The following is an 18,369-nucleotide window of genomic DNA, read 5'->3' on the forward strand; positions in this document are numbered from 1 at the left end:
GGGATCAGGTGTGTCGGGGCGGATGACACCGTTTGGGACCTGTGAGGAGAGTGTGTGATGTCGGATGTGCTGATCGACCGCCCGGAGCTTGACGGCCTGGGGGTGTACGAATTCGGATGGCATGACGAAGATGCCGCCGGAGCAATCGCCAAGCGCGGAATCTCCGAAGAGGTGGTTCGCGGGATCTCGGCGCTCAAGCACGAGCCCGAATGGATGCTGAAAACCCGTCTCAAGGGATACCAGCTCTTCGGCAAGAAGCCGATGCCGACCTGGGGCGCCGACCTCAGCGCGATCGACTTCGACAACATCAAGTACTTCGTGCGTTCGACGGAGAAGCAGGCGCAGTCCTGGGAGGACCTGCCTGTCGAGATCCGCGAGACGTACGAGCGCCTCGGCATCCCCGAGGCCGAGCGCCAGCGCCTCGTCGCCGGCGTCGCCGCGCAGTACGAGTCCGAGGTCGTGTACCACCAGATCCGCGAGGACCTGGAGCAGCAGGGCGTCATCTTCATGGACACCGACACTGCCCTGCGTGAGCACCCCGAATTCTTCGAGGAGTACTTCGGCACGGTCATCCCGGCGGGCGACAACAAGTTCGCCGCGCTGAACACCGCCGTGTGGTCCGGCGGTTCGTTCGTCTACGTCCCCAAGGGCGTGCACGTCGAGATCCCGTTGCAGGCGTACTTCCGCATCAACACCGAGAACATGGGCCAGTTCGAACGGACCCTGATCATCGCCGACGAGGACAGCTACATCCACTACATCGAGGGCTGCACGGCTCCGATCTACAAGTCGGACTCGCTGCACTCGGCCGTGGTCGAGATCATCGTGAAGAAGAACGCCCGCGTTCGGTACACGACGATCCAGAACTGGTCGAACAACGTCTACAACCTCGTCACCAAGCGTGCGGTCGCGCACGAGGGCGCGACGATGGAGTGGGTCGACGGCAACATCGGCTCCAAGGTGACGATGAAGTACCCGTCGATCTACCTGATGGGCGAGCATGCCAAGGGCGAGACGCTCTCGGTCGCCTTCGCCGGCCCCGGTCAGCACCAGGACGCCGGCGCGAAGATGATCCACATGGCTCCGTACACGCAGTCGTCGATCGTCTCGAAGTCGATCGCCCGTGGCGGCGGACGTGCGGGATACCGCGGCGAGGTCCGAGTGGACGCCAACGCGCACCACTCCGCCAACACGGTCCGATGCGACGCGCTGCTGGTCGACACCAAGTCCCGCTCCGACACCTACCCGGCGATCGACATCCGTGTCGACGACGTGCAGCTCGGACACGAGGCCACGGTCTCGAAGGTCAGCGAAGAGCAGCTCTTCTACCTGCAGTCCCGCGGCATGCCCGAGGACGAGGCGATGGCGATGATCGTGCGCGGCTTCATCGAGCCGATCGCCCGGGAACTGCCCATGGAGTACGCGATGGAACTGAACAAGCTCATCGAAATGGGCATGGAAGGATCGGTCGGCTAAATGGCGGCCTCGACGACAGCGCCCAGCGAGGCGCAGCACACGAACGCGCACATCGACCCCGCAGCACAGGTCTCATCCGCCGGTTTCGTCCCGGTGCAGACCCGCTCGGAGCGCCCCCACTCCTTCGACCCAGACGACTTCGGTGCTCCCACCGGTCGCGAGGTCAACTGGAAGCACACCCCGGTCTCCAAGCTCTCGCCCCTCTTCGAGGTCGCGGGTTCGGGCGACGGCGTGAGCTACTCCTTCGGCTCGGGAGAGCAGTACGTGTCGGCGCCGCTGGCCGCGGGCGACGCACCGCGCGGAGAGGTCTTCCTGGCGGAGGACATCACTGCAGCGATCGCATGGCAGGGCTCGCCCGAGGCGCTGCACATCCGCATCCCGCGTGAAGAAGAGGTCGCTGAGCCCGTCTTCATCGCGATCGAGGGACTCGGTGCGGACCGTCGCGCAGATGCGCACGTCGTGATCGAGGCGCTCGAGCACAGCTCCGCCACCGTCGTGCTCCAGCACACGGGCGCGGCGCAGTACTCGCAGAACGTCGAGATCATCGTGCGTGACGGAGCGAAGCTCACCGTCATCAGCCTGCAGCAGTGGCAGGACGAGGCCGTGCACACGTCTGCGCACCAGGCCAGGGTCGACGCGGATGCCACGCTCAAGCACTTCGTCATCAGCTTCGGCGGTGGCGTCGTGCGCGTGAACCCGAGCGTCGAGCTCGCGGGTGCGGGCTCGGAGGGATACCTCTACGGCCTCTCCTACGCGGACGCGGGCCAGCACCTCGAGAGCCAGGTCTTCCTGCACCACAAGGGGCCGCACACCAAGGGCGACGTCCTCTACAAGGGTGCGCTCCAGGGCCAGGGCGCGCACAGCGTCTGGATCGGCGACGTGCTGATCGGCGCGCACGCGAACGGCACCGACTCATACGAGGCGAACCGCAACCTGGTGCTCACCGAAGGTGCTCGCGCCGACTCGATCCCGAACCTGGAGATCGAGACCGGAGACATCCTCGGCGCGGGCCACGCCAGCGCCACCGGTCGTTTCGACGACGAGCAGCTGTTCTACCTGCAGGCACGAGGGATCAGCGAAGAGGAAGCACGCCGCCTGGTCGTGCTCGGCTTCCTCACCGACATCGTCCAGCGTCTGGGAATCCCCGCGCTGGAGGCCGAGCTCCTCGCTGCGATCGAGACGGAGCTCGCCGAGGTGAACGCATGACCGCCGAGCGAGTCTGCGGTGTCGCCGAGCTCGAGCAGGACATGCCGCTGCGTGTCGAGCCGAACGGCGTGCCGATCACTGTCATCAAGGACTCCGAGGGCGTCATCCACGCCATCGGAGACACCTGCACCCACGGTGACATCTCCCTCTCAGAGGGCTTCGTCGAAGGAGAGACGGTGGAATGCTGGGCCCACGGCTCGGCATTCTCGCTGCTCACCGGCAAGCCCCAGAATCTCCCCGCTTATGAGCCCGTTCCGGTCTACGTCGTCGAGATCGACGGCGACGACGTGCTCATCGACCCGACTGTGACGAAGGAAGTCTGAATGTCTGTTCTCGAAATCCGCGACCTCTACGTGACGGTCGAGACCGAGGCGGGAATCACCCCGATCCTCAACGGAATCACCCTCACGATGAACACGGGTGAGACGCACGCGATCATGGGCCCCAACGGCTCGGGCAAGTCGACGCTCGCCTACACGATCGCCGGTCACCCGAAGTACACGGTGGCGTCCGGCTCGATCACGTTCGACGGCCAGGACGTCCTTGCGATGAGCGTCGACGAGCGCGCTCGCGCGGGCCTCTTCCTCGCGATGCAGTACCCGGTCGAGATCCCCGGCGTGACGGTGACGAACTTCCTCCGCACGGCCAAGACCGCGATCGACGGCGAAGCACCGGCGATCCGCGGGTGGACGAAGGACGTCAAGGCGGCCATGTCCAACCTCCGCATGGACCCGAAGTTCGCTCAGCGCAACGTCAACGAGGGGTTCTCCGGTGGCGAGAAGAAGCGCCACGAGATCCTTCAGCTCGAGGTGCTCAAGCCGAAGTTCGCAGTGCTCGACGAGACCGACTCCGGTCTCGACGTCGACGCGCTGAAGATCGTCTCGGAAGGCGTCAACCGCGCCAAGGAGGCGACGGGTCTCGGCGTGCTGCTGATCACGCACTACACCCGCATCCTGCGCTACATCCGCCCCGACTTCGTGCACGTGATCGTCGCGGGCAAGATCGTCGAAGAAGGCGGCCCCGAACTCGCCGACCGGCTCGAGGACGAGGGATACGACCGTTTCCTCGACCCCGCAGCCCCCATCGAGGCGTAGGCTGATTCGCATGACAGCCACCCTCACCGACGCGAAGTACGACGAGGTCACCGAGGCTCTCAAGGACGTCATGGACCCGGAGCTCGGGATCAATGTCGTCGACCTCGGCCTCATCTACGATCTCGCGTGGGATGACGAGAACGACGCTCTCGTCATCCACATGACGCTCACCAGCGCAGGCTGCCCACTGACCGACGTGCTCGAGGACCAGACCGCTCAGGCGCTGGACAGTGTCGTCGATCGCTTCCGCATCAACTGGGTGTGGATGCCGCCGTGGGGCCCTGAGAAGATCACGGACGATGGGCGCGACATGATGCGCGCTCTCGGCTTCGCCATCTGAGGATGCTCGAGGTCAAGGCTCTGCCTTTGGCCGAGCTCCGAGAGCGCAGCAGCGAGAAATGGCGGGAGTACCCCGCCGATGTGCTTCCGCTGTTCGTCGCGGAGACCGACTTCCCGTTGGCGCCGGCGATCTCATCCGCGCTTCGACGCGCTGTGGACATCGGCGACACCGGCTACATAGCGTCGCGGACCCCGCTGCCTGAGGAGTACGCGGCTTTCGCGCTCCGTCGCTTCGGCTGGCGCGCAGATCCTTCGCGGATGCGGACGACCGCGGACGTGAGCATGGGGATCGTCGAGATCCTGCGCCGCGTCACGCAGCCGGGGGAGCGCGTGGTCGTCACCCCGCCGGTGTATCCGCCGTTCTTCGACCTGGTCTCCGAGGCCGGAGCCGAGGTCGCTCGGGTACCGCTGATCGACACGGGCACCGAATGGGAACTCGATCTCGACGGCATCCGCGCAGCATTCGAAGACGGTGCGACCGCGATGCTGCTCTGCAACCCGCACAACCCGACGGGCACGGTGCACAGCCGTGACTCGCTGAGCGCTCTGGCCGAGATCGCCGACGAGTTCGGTGCTGCCGTGGTCTCGGACGAGATCCATGCTCCGCTCGCCCAGCCGGGAACAGGGTTCACGCCTTTCCTCGACACGGGCGACGCCGCCGAGCGCGTGGGCTACGCCGTCGTGAGCGCGAGCAAGGCCTTCAATCTCGCCGGTCTCAAGTGCGCCCTCATGGTGACCGCCTCCGATCGCCCCAGCGCCATCGTGCGCGGGCTCCCGATCGAGGTCGAGTGGCGCACGGGGCAGTTCGGACTCCTCGCCGCCGTGGCCGCGTTCTCCGAGGAGAGCGACGCGTGGCTCGACGGCCTGCTCACGACCCTGGATGCGAATCGGGTGCTGTTGGAAGATCTGCTGGCATCGAAGCTCCCTGGCGCCCGCTACCGGATCCCCGATGCCGGATACCTGGCGTGGATCGATCTCTCGGGCCTGGAGTGGGGAGACAACCCCGCGCGTCGGATCCTGAAAGAGGCGAAGGTCGCCCTGCATTTCGGCCCCGCCTTCGGCGAGGAGGGCAGGGGGTTCGTCCGACTGAACTTCGGCACGAGCCCGGAGATCATCACCGAGGCTATCGAGCGCATCGCGACGCTCGTGGATCGATGACGACCGAACAGCAGCCGACCGCATCGATCTGGGACCGGGAGCGACTCTGGGTCACCGCCGGTGCCGTCTCGCTGATCTTCCTCGCCGCGATCGAGGCGCTGGCGGTCACGACCGTCATGCCGATCGTCAGCGAGGCGCTCGACGGGCGGGAGCTGTATGCCGTAGCGTTCGCCGGGACGCTTGCGACGAGCGTGATCGGGATGGTCGCAGCGGGTGCCTGGTCGGATTCTCGTGGGCCACGCCGTGCACTGTACGCCGCGGTGTCGCTCTTCATCGCCGGTCTGCTTCTGTCGGGGTTCGCGGTCTCGATGGATCAGTTCCTCGTCGGTCGTCTCGTCCAGGGCCTCGGCGCCGGTGGCCAGACGGTGGCGCTGTACGTGTTGGTGGCCCGTCTGTACCCGCCGCACCTTCACGGCAGAGTGTTCGCGGCGTTCGCCGCCGCCTGGGTGGTGCCGTCGATGATCGGTCCGTTCCTCGCGGGGGCGGTCGCGGAGTATCTCGACTGGCGCTGGGCGTTCCTCGGCGTCGCCGTGCTGACGACGGCCGCGTTCATCACCGTCGCGTCGCGGTTGCGAGGAGTCGACCTCGGTCACGGCGAACCGCAGAATCGCCAGGCGCTCGTCATCCGCCTTCTCCTCGCGGTGGTGGTCGCCGTCTTCGCGGTGCTGATCGGGTTCACCGCCGAGATGACCGTGCGCCTCGCATGGCCCGTGGCGATCGGGTCGGTCATCGTGATCGCCGTCGCACTGCTGCCGCTGGTTCCCCGGCGCACGCTCCGTGCCGGGCGCGGTCTGCCGAGTGTCGTCCTCATGCGGGGCATCGCCGCAGGCGCGTTCTTCGCGGCCGAGGCATACATCCCCTACCTGCTGATGGAGCGCTTCGACTTCACGGCGACCTGGGCGGGGATCGCGCTCATGTTCGCCGCCTTCGCCTGGGCAGGGGCATCGCAGCTGCAGGGGAGCTTCGGCGAACGCCTCGGCAACACCCGCATCACGGTGATCAGCCTGTCGCTCATCCTCGTGGCGCTCGTGCTCGTCTTCGCGTCGGCACAGTGGGGGGCATCGCCGGTGTTCGTCGTCGTGGGGTGGGGGTTCGCCGGCGGTGGCATGGGGCTGCTGTATCCGCGCCTCACCGTGCTGACGCTCGCCTATTCGGACGAGGGCAATCAGGGTTTCAACTCGTCAGCGCTGTCGATCTCCGATGCCGCGGGTTCAGCAGTGACGATCGCTCTGGCCGGGTTGGCTGTTGCGACGCTGGGTGGGGATGCGGCGTCGTTCGGCGTGGTCTTCGCCTTCTGTTCCGGTCTGGTGCTGCTGGCATTCGTGCCGGGGCTCAGGCTGGGCCATGCCGCGGAGTCGTCTGAGGGCTGACGCCTGCGACGAACGATTCCCGTGCGAGCGCGGTGACGCCGAGGTCGAAGACGCGGTCGAGGCCGGCGGTGACGTCGGACGTGCCGTCGGCGAGTGCCGCGCCATGGCTGTCAGCGTGCATGCGCTGCTGCACGAGCGTCGCATGGCCGAGCACGAAGTGCAGGAGCGCTGTCGCACGCTCGGCGGCGTCTGCGTGCCCCTGACGTGCGAGGGCGGCCTCGAGCGCGGTCTGGGCGTAGGACGAGCCGAGGCGCAGCGCGTAGGTGCTGAGCACGAGCTCCGCGCCGTCGCGATAGGTGAAGAGGGCGTCGCGGATGCCGCGAGCGGTGGTCAGCACGTCGGCATCGTCGCGGGGGATCCCTGCGGTGATCCGGTCGGCGAGCTCCGCCAGAAGCTCCTGCTTGCTCGAGAAGTGCCAGTAGAGAGCGCTCGGCTGGACATCCAGCCTGCCTGCGATCCGCCGCATCGACAGATCGGCGAGGCCGACCTCGTCGAGAAGGGCCAGCGCCACGCGTGCGACGCCGTCGCGGTCGTGACGAGCGGAGTTGTGCTCTGGGCTCATGTGGTCAGTATAGTGAACATCGTTCAGGTGAACAGTGTTCAGGAAGGTGTCGGATCATGACCCAGCAACGCGATGACCTCGGTCGCGAACTCGCAAGAGTGGCGATCTTCGCCGCACTCATCGTCGTTCTCGGCATGGTGACGATACCGATTCCCGGCGGGGTGCCGATCACCGCGCAGACCCTGGGGGTCATGCTCGCCGGTGCTGTGCTCGGACCCCGTCTGGCCCCGCTCTCGATTCTTCTGGTGCTCGCTCTCGCCGCGATCGGGCTGCCCGTCCTCGCCGGTGGGCGGGGCGGCCTCGGTGTGTTCGTGGGGCCGACCGCCGGATACCTGCTCGGATGGGTGGTCGGCGTCATCGTGATCGGTCTCATCGTGGGCAGCGGTCGGCTCAGCTGGTGGCGGATCGCCCTCGGAGTCGTCGTCGGCGGCATCCTTGTGGTGTATCTCTGCGGGATCCCCGTGACGGCGCTCGTGCTCGGGCTCGGACTCGGGCCCACCGCGCTCGGGAGTCTGGTGTTCCTCCCGGGCGATCTGCTCAAGGCTGCGGCGGCGACGGCGCTGGTTCTCGCGCTGCGACGCGCGTACCCCAGGGCGTTCGGCGTGCGTGTCACCCCGGCGCCCGTGTCCGTTCGTGCGATCTGAGACCGCGGTCGGATCGATCTCTCTCGACGGTGTCACGGTCGGAAGAGAAGGGCGATCGATCCTGCGTGATGTGAGCGTCGAACTCGCAGCGCAGAGGATCGCGGTGATCGGGGCGAACGGATCGGGAAAGTCGACCTTCGCGCGCCTGCTGAACGGCCTCGTTCTGCCGGACGCAGGGCGAGTCAGGGTCCACGGTCTCGATCCGCGGCGGGACACGAAGGCGCTGCGACGTCGTGTCGGTTTCGTCTTCACCGACCCTCAGTCGCAGATCCTGATGCCGACGCCCGCCGAGGATCTCGCGCTTTCGCTGCGTGGCTCGCCCCGATCGGAGATCGCCACCCGCGTGGCCGGCGCACTTGCTGAGCACGGTCTGACAGACAGGGCGAATGCGCCCGCATCGGAGCTGTCCGGTGGTCAGAAGCAGCTGCTGGCGCTCGCGTCGATTCTGATCACGGAGCCGCGACTGATCGTGGCAGACGAGCCGACGACGCTGCTCGACCTCCGCAATTCCCGAAGGGTCTCCGACCTGCTCCTGGCGCTGCCGTCGCAGGTCGTGATCGTCACGCATGACCTCGATCTCGCGGCGAGATGCGACCTTGCAGTGCTCTTCGACGCCGGATCGCTCATCGCAGCCGGCGCCCCGGACGACGTGGTCGCCGAGTATCGCGGGCTGTGCGGATGATCCAGTCGTATCGGTCGGGGAACAGCCTCGTCCACCGGATGCCGGCGGGGCTCAAGCTCGCACTCTTCGCCTCGCTGGCGCTCGGGTCATCCGGATACCCTCATGATGCGTGGAGCGTCACGGTCTCGCTCGTCGTCGTGTGCTCGCTGTATCTCGTCGCCCGCCTGCCGGTGAAGGTCCTGATCATCGAGATGTGGCGGATGCGCTGGCTCGCGCTGGTTCTCGGGTCGGCGCTGTGGATCTTCGTTTCACCGCTCACTGCGTGGATCAGCACGACCAGGGTGACGTCGCTGCTTCTGCTGGCGGCGCTGCTCACGATCACCACGCGGATGGAGGATCTTCTGGCCGTTCTGCATCGGCTGCTGCGGCCGCTGGGTCGGCTGGGCATCGATGCCGATGCGGTCGCGATGACGATCTCGTTGACGCTCACGATGATCCCGGTGGTGGCCGGGTTCGCCCACGCCGTGCGCGAGGCGCAGCGGGCACGAGGGCTCCGCCTCGGCCTGCGGACCGCCGTGCCGCTGATGGTCAGGACGTTACGCCACGCGGACGAGGTCGGTGACGCTCTCGCCGCGCGGCGACTGGTGTGATCTCCGGGCCAGGCGGAGGGAGAGCAGCATTGCGCCGACGGCGAGCGCGGCCGTCAGAACCGTCGTGCCTGCGACGAGGAGCAGGACGACCGAGGCGACGCCGAGCACCGCTGCGCTCTGGACCCGGCGAGCAGAGTCGGCCGCGGGGGGTGACGGCAGCGTCTCGATGCGAGTGAGCGACACCGCGATCACCGCTGTGAGGGTCAGCGCGGTCGCGAGCCAGGGCGGGCGAGACACCCACCATTCGAGGGTGCTCGGCTCCGGCAGGGTGATTCCGCCTGCGAGCGAGGCCAGGGCGCAGATCCCGGCCATCGCGAGCAGCGCAGGCATGTGCCACAGGTAGATCGTCATGGTGCGTCTGTTGACGAATGCGCTGAACGCGGCCGGGACCGGGCGGCGACTGAGAACGCCGATGCGATCACGGAGAAGCGATACGGCGCTCAGGTGCACGACCCCGACGAGGAGCAGGGCTGTGGTGGGCGGGTTGATGTTGGCCACGAGATCAGGGGAGTAGACCCCCGTCGTGAAGCCGCTGATGAGCGTGATCAATGCCACAGCTCCTGCGATCGCCCGTGTTCGTCGGCGGAGTCCGTCGATGGTGCCATCGGCGAGGAAGAAGCCGATCTGCTGCAGGGCGAGCCAGACGAAAGCGAGATTCAGGAAGCCCAGTCCCTCGAGCCCGGTGATCGCCCGGAGCGCGTCGACGCCGAGCGATGCCGCGACAAGTGCGGCCACCGTGATCAGCGGCTTCCGGGCGTGAGCTCCCGCGAGCGCAGGAAGAATCGCCTGGCTGCCCAGGAAGACGGCGAGGAACCACAGGGGCTGGCTGTAGCGGAAGCCGGCCACGGCGATGATCTCGGCCGGCATGCCGGCGACGCTCAGGGCCGCGAGTGCCGCGCCGACGATCCCGATCGCGAACAGGGCCGGCCGCAGCAGCCGATGCACCCGGGCGGCGAGGAAGCCGGCTGCGGTGTCGCCGCGCTCCTGCGTGCGCCGGAAGGAGGTGTAGCCGGCGAACCCGCCGATGATGAAGAAGAGCGGCATCACCTGCAGAACCCAGCTGATGGGCACGATCCACCCTGTTCCTTCGCTGGCGTTCGAGAACACCGGGCTGCCGTCGACCACGGTGACCCCGACCATGATGGCGTGGAGCAGCACGACTCCTGTGACACAGATCGCACGCAGGAAGTCGATCGTGGTGTCACGCCCGCCGGGAGATGGCAGCGGCGGAGCGGTGCGCGGTGGTGCCTCGACGATGGCCATGTGTCCTCCTCGGATGGGGTGTCCGAGGAGCGTATGGACGCGGTGCCGTCCGGGGGATCACCCCCAGGACTGGTTCGCACCCCTACCGGAGTGTGATCCTGCGCAGGCTCAGGATGCGGGTTCGACCAGGCCGGCGTCGTATGCGAGGATCACGGCGTGCACGCGGTCGCGGAGCTGGAGCTTCGCGAGCACCTTGCCGACGTGCGTCTTCACGGTCTGCTCCGCGATGAACAGATCGGCCGCGATCTCGCTGTTCGACCTGCCCCTACCGATGAGCACCAGCACCTCTCGCTCTCGGTCTGTGAGATCGGCCAGCGAAGTGGCGGCTCGCGGCGTGCGCGGCCGTCGACCGGCGAACTGCTCGATCATGCGTCTGGTCACGCTGGGAGCGAGCAGCGCGTCGCCGCCGGCGACCACGCGCACGGCGTGGACGAGCTCTTCGGGGAGAGCGTCCTTCAACAGGAAGCCGCTCGCGCCGGCCTCCAGCGCGTCGTAGACGTAGTCATCGATGTCGAAGGTGGTGAGCATGAGGATCCGCGGCACGTGGGCTGCGGGGTAGCCGGGGCCCAGGATGCGGCGGGTCGCCTCGATCCCGTCGATCTCCGGCATCCGCACGTCCATCAGGATGACGTCGGGATCGAGTCGGGCAGCGAGCGTGACCGCCTCCGCGCCGTTGGCGGCCTGCCCCGTGACACGGATGCCGTCGTGAGCGTCGAGGAGCGCGGCGAACCCGGCGCGCACCATGGCCTGATCGTCGGCGATGAGGACGCTGATCGTCACGGAGTCTCCTCTGGTTGCCCTGGGGCGTTGTCGCGCGGGGTGAGGTCTCGGAGCGGCAGCGAGGCGACGACTTCCCAGCCGCCGTCCGTCGTGGCGCCCGCGGTGAACGAGCCGCCCAACAGCTCGACGCGCTCGCGCATGCCGCGGAGCCCGTATCCGCCGCCCGAAGACGCGGGTGAGCCTGATGCGCGGCCGTTGCGGACGCGGATACCGACCGCATCGGCGTCGGCCTGCACGCGCACGGTCACGGCGGCGCCCGATGCGTGTCGCACCGCGTTGCTCAATGCCTCCTGAGCGATGCGGAAGGCCGCGATCTGCACGGCCTGCGGCGCATCCGTCACTGATCCTGTGATCTCCAGGCCGACGGTCACACCGGCTCGACGGATGGTGTCGACGAGAGCGGGGATGTCGTCGACGCCCTGTTGCGGTGCGAGCTCGGCCGTCTGGTCTTCGGTGCGCAGCACCCCGAGCATCCGTCGCATCTCGGTCAGCGAGGTCCGAGCTGTGGCCGCGATGCTGTCGAACTCCACGGACGCGGCGTCGCCCATCTCCGGGAGCCGGTAGCGTGCGGTCGATGCCTGCACCTGGATCACCGACATGCTGTGCGCGATCACGTCGTGCAGTTCGCGAGCGATGCGGGTGCGCTCCTCGACGAGGGCCCGTCGCGATTCCTCGAGCGCGGAGTGCTCGCGCTCTCGTGTGAGCTCGGCAGACACCCGGACCCGTCCGGCGACGAGGATGGCCACCAGGAACATCGCCGCGGCCAGGGAGGTCGTGACGATGAGGTCGGCGGTGACGCTGCCGGCCGTGGCAGGAGTGGCCACGATCTCGGGGCGCAGCAGCGGCGCGGTGAGGGAGAGCAGAGCTCCGATGGCCAGCGGGAAGACGCCGAGCCTGGCCCCGTGGACGAAGGTCACGACGCCGACCAGGAGCACGAAGGTCAGCAGGGCGGGCACCGACCACGGCCAGGGCGCCTCGGTCGCGAGAGTCGGGACGACGAGGAGCGGAAGCGTGAACGCCGCAGCGCAGAACATCGCGATCGCCCAACGAGGGCGGCTCAGTGCCAGGAGGGGCGCCGCGCACAGCGCGGCACCCAGGATGAACGAGAGCGGCAGCGACGTGCCGTACAGCACAGTCTGGACCGGCACGAGCACTGCGAACAGCGCGAGGCTCGCCGCGCCGAGCGCCGCGAGCACGGCGGTCCGACGGCTGATGCGGGGAGCGCGCTCGGTGCGCGGCCGACGACGTGCCATGTCTGTCATCCTGCCAGTTGCAGAACACGGGCGCGTCTCCGGCGGGATGCCGTGACGCGGTCTATCACCAGCCCGACCACGAGCGCCACGGCGATGCCGATGCCGGCGCTCACGAGCGGCTGCTCCTTGATCCACGAGCCCGCGAGCAGTCCGATGGCGAGGCTCAGGGCGCTCCAGCTGATGCCTCCCACGATGCTCAGCGGAAGGAACCTCCGCCACGGAAAGCGCAGAGCGCCGGCTGACATGTTGACGGCGACGCGGCCGACCGGGATGTAGCGGGCACCCAGAATGAGCGCCGCACTGCGGTGCGTGAGCGCTCTCTCCGCGTGAGCGAATGCGGAGGCGACTCGCGGACGACGCATCCACGCCCACCGGGTCGTGCCCAGCCTGCGGCCGAGGGCGAACGCGATGTTGTCGCCGATGGTCGCGCCCAGGGCGGCGACGAGTCCGAGAGGCAGCAGCGCCCAGAACTCACCGGTCGACGCCAGTACTGCCGACGCGGCCACGAGCACGGTCTCGCTCGGCACCGGTGGGAAGAAGCCGTCGATGATCGTCACTGCGAGCAGTACGGCGTACAGCCAGGGCGACGCGACGGTCTGCAGAATGAGCTCGTTGATAACATCCACCTCAGCAGGCTAGAAAGCAGGTGGCAGGTGGGGCATCACCCTGAGGTATCGACCGCATCCCCCCAGGGAGGTAGATCCGCCGACCGCCCGATCGAGGTCGGGGCGACCACCGTGCACGGTCTGATGGTCGACAGTCAGACCCGGTGCGAGCACTATCAGGGGCCGCTCGATGTCATCGCTCTCAGGTTCGCCTGCTGCGGTGACTGGTACCCGTGCCATCTGTGTCACGCCGAGCTCGCCGGGCACGAGGCGCGCCAGTGGTCGACGGACGAGCGCACGACGGAGGCGGTGCTCTGCGGCGTCTGCGGTTCGCTGCTGCGCATCGATGCCTACCTCGGGGCATCCGAGTGTCCGACGTGCTCGGCGGTCTTCAATCCCGGCTGCCGACTGCATCACGATCTGTACTTCGACTGAACACTCAGCCGGGCGATCTATACTGGGAGTTTGGCCCCTCGGCCTGAATCCCCTTGAACGAACGGACATCCCGCTGTGCTTGCCGTGCACGAACTCGAGATCCGCGTGGGCGCACGCCTCCTGATGGAGAACGTGTCGTTCCGCGTGAGCGACGGAGACAAGATCGGTCTCGTCGGCCGCAACGGTGCAGGCAAGACCACGCTCACCAAGGTGCTCGCCGGTGACGTCCTGCCATCCGGCGGAAGTGTGACCCGTTCAGGTCAACTCGGCTACCTGCCGCAGGATCCGCGATCGGGCAACCCCGAGGATCTCGCTCGCACGCGCATCCTCGACGCCCGTGGACTCGGCCAGCTCAACCTCGGAATGAGCGAGGCCGCGCTCGCGATGGGGTCGGACGACCCTGCGGTCGCCGACAAGGCGATGAAGCGCTACGCGCGCCTCACCGAGGAGTTCGAAGGGCAGGGCGGGTACGCGGCCGAGGCCGAGGCAGCCTCCATCGCGAACAACCTCTCGCTGCCCGACCGCATCCTCGACCAGCCGCTGTCGACACTGTCCGGTGGTCAGCGCCGTCGTATCGAGCTGGCCCGCATCCTCTTCTCCGATGCCGAGACGATGATCCTCGATGAGCCGACCAACCACCTCGACGCCGACAGCGTCGTGTGGCTGCGCGAGTTCCTCAAGAACTACAAGGGCGGGCTGATCGTGATCAGTCACGACGTCGAGCTCGTCGGCGAGACCGTCAACCGCGTCTTCTACCTCGATGCGAACCGCCAGATCATCGACACCTACAACATGAACTGGAAGAACTACCTGCGTCAGCGGGTGGCCGACGAGGAGCGCCGCAAGAAGGAGCGCGCCAACGCCGAGAAGAAGGCCACGACCCTGCAGCTGCAGGCAGCCCGCTTCGGGGCGAAGGCGTCGAAGGCCGCTGCGGCTCATCAGATGATCGCGCGTGCCGACAAGCTGCTCGCCGGACTCGATGACGTCCGCCAGGAGGAGCGCGTCGCCAAGCTGCGCTTCCCGAAGCCGGCCCCCTGCGGCAAGACCCCGATGATGGCGACAGGGCTGTCGAAGTCCTACGGTTCACTCGAGATCTTCACCGACGTCGACCTCGCCATCGACCGCGGATCCAAGGTCGTCGTGCTCGGTCTCAACGGTGCGGGAAAGACGACCCTGCTGCGCATGCTCGCGGGCGTCGACCAGCCCGACACCGGGCAGCTCGAGCCGGGGCACGGCCTGAAGGTCGGGTACTACGCACAGGAGCACGAGAACCTCGACGTGAATCGATCGGTGCTCGAGAACATGGTGTCGGCCGCTCCGCACATCACCGAGATGGAAGCGCGCAGGGTGCTCGGCTCGTTCCTGTTCACGGGAGATGACGTACTCAAGCCCGCCGGAGTGCTCTCGGGCGGTGAGAAGACGCGGCTCTCGCTGGCCACCCTCGTGGTCTCGTCCGCGAACCTGCTGCTGCTCGACGAGCCCACCAACAACCTCGACCCCGCGTCGCGCGAGGAGATCCTCGGCGCGCTCGCGCACTATGAGGGGGCGGTCGTGCTGGTCTCGCATGACCCGGGTGCAGTGCAGTCGCTCAACCCCGAGCGCGTGCTGATCCTCCCGGACGGCGTCGAGGACCTGTGGAGCCAGGAGTACCAGGACCTCATCGAGCTCGCCTGATCCTTCGCCTCTCGTGGCATAGTCGAGAGCGTGACGCACGACGACCATGACCTCGACCCCGCCCCGCTCAACGAGTGGCTGAAGGGCCGGCACGCTCTCACCGGGCTCGCCCCGGAGTGGGATCTCGGCACGCTGCCTGACGACCCGAGCGCACTCTTCGCGACATGGCTGCGCGCAGCGGCTGCCCACGGTGTGCCTGAGCCGCACACGGTGACCCTCGCTACGGTGGATGCCGACGGACTACCCGACGCTCGAACTCTCATCCTGAAGCGGATCGACGAGCGAGGCTGGGCATTTGCCAGCACGAGGTCGTCTCGCAAGGGCGCGCAGCTGGCTGCCTCGCCGGCCGCCGCGCTGAACTTCTGGTGGCAGCCCCAGGTGCGCGCGGTGCGAGTGCGCGGTCGTGTGGAGGAGGCGACGCCCGAGGAGAGCGCCGCCGACCTGGCCGCGCGCTCTCCGGCCGCGCGGGCGGACATCGCGGACGGTGACTGGGTGCTGTGGCGGATCGTGCCCACCCGAATCGAGTTCTGGCAGGGATCGAGAGACCGCCGTCACACGCGGGTCATCTTCGACGCCGTCGACGATGGATGGGAACGGACTGTCATCGGCGGCATGGCAGATCAGAAGACGGAGGGGTGAGGGGAATGAGCGGATACCAGGTGATCGAGATCGGTGCTCTCGACGAGTGGCGCGCACACCATGGCGGGTTCGACGCGCGGCGCTCGCGCGATGGCCGTCGTGTCGTCGATCACGAGCTGACGATGCAGTACATCGGCCTCACCGCGAACGCCCTCCAACCGGGAGAGGAAGCGGGCTACTGGCACGTCCATTCGCGGGTCGAAGAGCTCTATGTGTTCCTTGACGGGCGCGGGCAGATGGGCCTCGATGACGAGGTCGTGGAGGTGGGCCCGGGAACGGTGATCCGCGTGGGACAGCGCGTCGCGCGCACCTGGCGCGCTCGGCCCGACAGCCCGGGAGAGCTGCGCTGGCTCTGCATCCGAGCTGGAGGGGAAGAGCTTCCACATCTCCCCGATGACAGCGCTCGCCTGCCCGAGAAGCCGATGCCCTGGCGGGACTGAGCGGTGGCTGACCTCCTGCCACCGCGTCCATCATCACCGCCGGCTCTCATGGACGACTTCACGCGGGGGCTCGACGCGGAGAAGTGGATCCCGCACTACCTGCCGCACTGGACGGTGCCCGAGCGGTCTGAAGCGCGATTTGCTTTCGTCGAGGGCGGCCTGGAGCTCCGGATCGAGCACGATCAGCTCGACTGGCGGCCAGAAGACGCCCCGCTTCGGGTGTCGAATCTGCAGACGGCGACGTACTCCGGTCCGGTCGGATCGACCGTCGGCACGCATCGCCACCGCGAAGATGGACTCGTAGTTGAGACGGACACGCCGCAGCGACTGCTCTTCACACCCCGTCGCGGGCGGATCGACGTCACGGTCACGGCGAGCACCGACGAAGGATGCATGCTCGCGGTGTGGCTGGTCGGCACCGAACACCTCTCTGAGACAGACTCCGGCGAGATCTGCATCTTCGAGATCGACGCCTCAGCGATCGGGAGCATGACGAGGGCGCGCGTAGGCATCAAAGCGCACCATGACACGAGGTTGACGACCGACATGGCCGAGGTGACCCTCCCGTTCGATGCCCGGGAGCCGCATACCTGGACAGTGATCTGGGGCGATGGCGAAACGATCATCGGCTGCGACCGACAGGTCGTGCGCCGCTTCGGCCAGGCTCCGGACTATCCCATGGCCCTGATGATCGACCTCTTCGAAATCGGTGGGCCCAAAGGCGCGTATCCCAAGACCGCAGTCATCGGTGAAGTGACGGCCTGGGACTGATCGAAGGATCAGCGCGCGTCGAGCAGTTCGTCCTCGATGTCGGCATCCTTGTCGCGCCGCCGCGACTTCTTCACCGGCGCCGGCATCCCCTCGACCTCTTCACGGTGCTTCACGATCTCGGTGCGGATGATGTAGCCGATGAAGACGAAGCCCATGAGTGCGAACAGGATCCACTGGATCGCGTAAGACAGATGCGGTCCGGGGTCGTCGGTGGGCGAGTCGAAGCCGCCGAGGGTCCCTTCTCCGGATGGGTCCTCGCTGACGATCTGCCCGTATGCGCTGGTGATGACGTCGCCGCTGACCAACTCGGCGATCGACGGCAGGTTGATTGTGGGCACCTGCCCCTCGGGGGCGCCTCGCCCAGAGGCGGGGAGCTGCTCGCCCGGTCGCAGTCGGACGATGACTTCGACCTCGCCGCTCGGGGGCGTCGGAACAGAATCCGGGAAGTCGCCGTCGCCCGGCGGCACCCATCCACGATCGACGATGAACACCCGACCATCGGCGTCGCGGAAGGGCACCAACACCTCGAACGCGCTCGTGCCGCCGTGCGGCCGGTTGCGCACCAGCAGCTGCTGGTCGGCGATGTACTCGCCGTTCAGCACCACGGGATGCCACACGTCACCGGGATCGAGCACTCCATCATCGCCGATGAGGTCGGAGAGCGGAACGGGGTCGGCATCGTAGTTCTTCTCGACGAGCGCGATCTGCTCCGTCCGCGTCTCATTGCGCTCGAACTGCCAGTTCGAGAGGAACGCGCAGGCGACCGCGAATCCGATCGCGATCAGCACGTATACGGTCCATCGACCCATCCGGGCACTCACGAGGGCACACCATCTCTCACTGTCACGGGGAAGTCCCTGGCTGCCAGGTAGTCGTGGAGGAATCCGACGTGCTCATCGCACGCGAGCCAGACCTTCTCACGGTCAGCGGCGTGGATACGTGGATTGCGCCACACCACCTGCTTGGTCGCCGCGTCCCGGCATCCGGCACGCGAGCACTCCAGTCCACTCACTCGCGATCCTGGCGGCTCTCGTGGATGGTGAACACGTCAGGCGCGGAGTCGTCTTCGATCGGCAGCGTCGGGGCCGAAGCCGGAGCCTCCAGCTGCTGCACGGGGGACTCGGCCGTCGTCTCGGTGCTGTCACTCCCCGCGTTGGCGAACACGACCGCGATGTAGGGGAGGAGGGCGGCGGCCAGCGCGAACACCCAGGTGTACCAGCCGTACGGCTGAACGAACATCATCAGTGCGAAGCAGACGATGCGGATGGTCATCGTGAGCGCGTATCGGCGCACGCGGTGGTCTGCCTCGTCTTTCGGCGATTGCGGAAGCGAGGTGACGGCAGGGACCAGGGGCTTGCTCTTCACGATGAGTCCAGCCTACGCCGGTG

The 18,369-nt window shown here is 67.4% G+C and carries 23 protein-coding genes; 15 read left to right on the forward strand and 8 right to left on the reverse strand.

The genetic code is table 11. From position 1 onward, the window contains the following. Positions 1-57 precede the first annotated feature (57 nt). The 7 genes from sufB to ACIP5T_RS01325 are packed head-to-tail and all read left to right on the forward strand — an operon-like array spanning position 58 to position 6,643. Positions 58-1,476, forward strand: coding sequence for a Fe-S cluster assembly protein SufB (sufB, locus tag ACIP5T_RS01295; protein ID WP_400859949.1), 1,419 nt, complete (start codon positions 58-60; stop codon positions 1,474-1,476). Next, on the forward strand, positions 1,477-2,682 hold the full coding sequence (sufD, locus tag ACIP5T_RS01300) for a Fe-S cluster assembly protein SufD (protein ID WP_400859951.1): 1,206 nt from the start codon (positions 1,477-1,479) through the stop codon (positions 2,680-2,682). After that, on the forward strand, positions 2,679-3,005 hold the full coding sequence (locus tag ACIP5T_RS01305; protein WP_042537584.1) for a non-heme iron oxygenase ferredoxin subunit: 327 nt from the start codon (positions 2,679-2,681) through the stop codon (positions 3,003-3,005). The genes sufD and ACIP5T_RS01305 overlap by 4 nt, the downstream gene beginning before the upstream one ends. Then, complete coding sequence (gene sufC / locus ACIP5T_RS01310) at positions 3,006-3,776, forward strand: Fe-S cluster assembly ATPase SufC (protein ID WP_400859953.1); 771 nt, start codon at positions 3,006-3,008, stop codon at positions 3,774-3,776. 10 nt (positions 3,777-3,786) lie between these two features. Next, entirely contained in the window at positions 3,787-4,116 is a 330-nt protein-coding gene (locus tag ACIP5T_RS01315; protein ID WP_060926108.1) for a metal-sulfur cluster assembly factor, read from the forward strand. A gap of 2 nt (positions 4,117-4,118) precedes the next feature. After that, positions 4,119-5,273, forward strand: a complete 1,155-nt coding sequence (locus ACIP5T_RS01320; RefSeq protein ID WP_400859955.1) for a MalY/PatB family protein — start codon at positions 4,119-4,121, stop codon at positions 5,271-5,273. Continuing rightward, positions 5,270-6,643, forward strand: coding sequence for an MFS transporter (locus ACIP5T_RS01325; RefSeq protein WP_400859956.1), 1,374 nt, complete (start codon positions 5,270-5,272; stop codon positions 6,641-6,643). Before ACIP5T_RS01320 ends, ACIP5T_RS01325 begins: the two co-directional genes overlap by 4 nt. On the opposite strand, the gene ACIP5T_RS01330 is transcribed toward ACIP5T_RS01325, so the two are convergent. Next, positions 6,606-7,205 (reverse strand): TetR family transcriptional regulator, encoded by a 600-nt coding sequence (locus ACIP5T_RS01330; protein ID WP_400859958.1) that lies wholly within the window; start codon positions 7,203-7,205, stop codon positions 6,606-6,608. The genes ACIP5T_RS01325 and ACIP5T_RS01330 overlap by 38 nt on opposite strands. A gap of 56 nt (positions 7,206-7,261) precedes the next feature. Between ACIP5T_RS01330 and ACIP5T_RS01335 the strand changes: the two genes are divergently transcribed. The 3 genes from ACIP5T_RS01335 to ACIP5T_RS01345 are packed head-to-tail and all read left to right on the forward strand — an operon-like array spanning position 7,262 to position 9,121. Continuing rightward, a complete protein-coding gene (locus ACIP5T_RS01335; RefSeq protein WP_400859959.1) occupies positions 7,262-7,849 on the forward strand; it encodes a biotin transporter BioY in 588 nt (195 codons plus the stop codon). Then, positions 7,839-8,531, forward strand: coding sequence for an energy-coupling factor ABC transporter ATP-binding protein (locus ACIP5T_RS01340; protein ID WP_400859961.1), 693 nt, complete (start codon positions 7,839-7,841; stop codon positions 8,529-8,531). Before ACIP5T_RS01335 ends, ACIP5T_RS01340 begins: the two co-directional genes overlap by 11 nt. Continuing rightward, positions 8,528-9,121: an energy-coupling factor transporter transmembrane component T family protein gene (locus ACIP5T_RS01345; RefSeq protein WP_400859962.1), complete on the forward strand. Its 594-nt coding sequence runs from the start codon at positions 8,528-8,530 to the stop codon at positions 9,119-9,121. Before ACIP5T_RS01340 ends, ACIP5T_RS01345 begins: the two co-directional genes overlap by 4 nt. On the opposite strand, the gene ACIP5T_RS01350 is transcribed toward ACIP5T_RS01345, so the two are convergent. From ACIP5T_RS01350 to ACIP5T_RS01365, 4 genes are all read right to left on the reverse strand, one after another. Continuing rightward, the gene (locus ACIP5T_RS01350; RefSeq protein WP_400859964.1) at positions 9,068-10,384 is read right to left on the reverse strand and encodes an acyltransferase; all 1,317 of its coding nucleotides are present in this window, start codon (positions 10,382-10,384) and stop codon (positions 9,068-9,070) included. The two genes, ACIP5T_RS01345 and ACIP5T_RS01350, sit on opposite strands and share 54 nt — an antisense overlap. Positions 10,385-10,492: 108 nt before the next feature. After that, the gene (locus ACIP5T_RS01355; RefSeq protein ID WP_400859966.1) at positions 10,493-11,164 is read right to left on the reverse strand and encodes a response regulator; all 672 of its coding nucleotides are present in this window, start codon (positions 11,162-11,164) and stop codon (positions 10,493-10,495) included. Further along, positions 11,161-12,417 carry a sensor histidine kinase gene (locus ACIP5T_RS01360; protein ID WP_400859968.1) on the reverse strand — a complete coding sequence of 419 codons (1,257 nt, stop codon included), beginning with the start codon at positions 12,415-12,417 and terminating at the stop codon, positions 11,161-11,163. Before ACIP5T_RS01360 ends, ACIP5T_RS01355 begins: the two co-directional genes overlap by 4 nt. A gap of 5 nt (positions 12,418-12,422) precedes the next feature. Further along, a complete protein-coding gene (locus tag ACIP5T_RS01365) occupies positions 12,423-13,043 on the reverse strand; it encodes a DedA family protein (RefSeq protein WP_400859969.1) in 621 nt (206 codons plus the stop codon). A 27-nt stretch (positions 13,044-13,070) separates the two neighbouring features. Here ACIP5T_RS01365 and ACIP5T_RS01370 point away from each other — a divergent pair, with 27 nt between their 5' ends. The 5 genes from ACIP5T_RS01370 (at position 13,071) to ACIP5T_RS01390 (ending at position 16,981) form a co-directional block, all read left to right on the forward strand. After that, on the forward strand, positions 13,071-13,457 hold the full coding sequence (locus ACIP5T_RS01370; protein WP_400859971.1) for a CHY zinc finger protein: 387 nt from the start codon (positions 13,071-13,073) through the stop codon (positions 13,455-13,457). 75 nt (positions 13,458-13,532) lie between these two features. Next, positions 13,533-15,131, forward strand: a complete 1,599-nt coding sequence (locus ACIP5T_RS01375; RefSeq protein ID WP_042537558.1) for an ABC-F family ATP-binding cassette domain-containing protein — start codon at positions 13,533-13,535, stop codon at positions 15,129-15,131. A 30-nt stretch (positions 15,132-15,161) separates the two neighbouring features. Further along, the gene (locus tag ACIP5T_RS01380) at positions 15,162-15,770 is read left to right on the forward strand and encodes a pyridoxamine 5'-phosphate oxidase family protein (RefSeq protein WP_400859972.1); all 609 of its coding nucleotides are present in this window, start codon (positions 15,162-15,164) and stop codon (positions 15,768-15,770) included. 5 nt (positions 15,771-15,775) lie between these two features. Beyond that, entirely contained in the window at positions 15,776-16,210 is a 435-nt protein-coding gene (locus tag ACIP5T_RS01385) for a cupin domain-containing protein (protein WP_400859974.1), read from the forward strand. A gap of 48 nt (positions 16,211-16,258) precedes the next feature. Further along, the gene (locus ACIP5T_RS01390; RefSeq protein WP_400859976.1) at positions 16,259-16,981 is read left to right on the forward strand and encodes a family 16 glycosylhydrolase; all 723 of its coding nucleotides are present in this window, start codon (positions 16,259-16,261) and stop codon (positions 16,979-16,981) included. Positions 16,982-16,989: 8 nt separating this feature from the next. Here the strand turns inward: ACIP5T_RS01390 and ACIP5T_RS01395 are convergent, their stop codons facing one another. From ACIP5T_RS01395 to ACIP5T_RS01405, 3 genes are read right to left on the reverse strand one after another with little or no spacing between them, the layout of a single operon-like run. Next, entirely contained in the window at positions 16,990-17,790 is an 801-nt protein-coding gene (locus ACIP5T_RS01395) for an SURF1 family protein (RefSeq protein WP_400859978.1), read from the reverse strand. An 8-nt stretch (positions 17,791-17,798) separates the two neighbouring features. Further along, a complete protein-coding gene (locus tag ACIP5T_RS01400) occupies positions 17,799-17,993 on the reverse strand; it encodes a hypothetical protein (RefSeq protein ID WP_400859980.1) in 195 nt (64 codons plus the stop codon). Continuing rightward, on the reverse strand, positions 17,990-18,346 hold the full coding sequence (locus ACIP5T_RS01405) for a DUF3099 domain-containing protein (protein WP_400859982.1): 357 nt from the start codon (positions 18,344-18,346) through the stop codon (positions 17,990-17,992). The genes ACIP5T_RS01400 and ACIP5T_RS01405 overlap by 4 nt, the downstream gene beginning before the upstream one ends. Between the last annotated feature and the right edge of the window lie 23 nt (positions 18,347-18,369).

The sequence above is a fragment of the Microbacterium sp. NPDC088619 genome, assembly GCF_044752825.1.
In the GTDB taxonomy this organism is placed as follows: Bacteria; Actinomycetota; Actinomycetes; order Actinomycetales; family Microbacteriaceae; genus Microbacterium.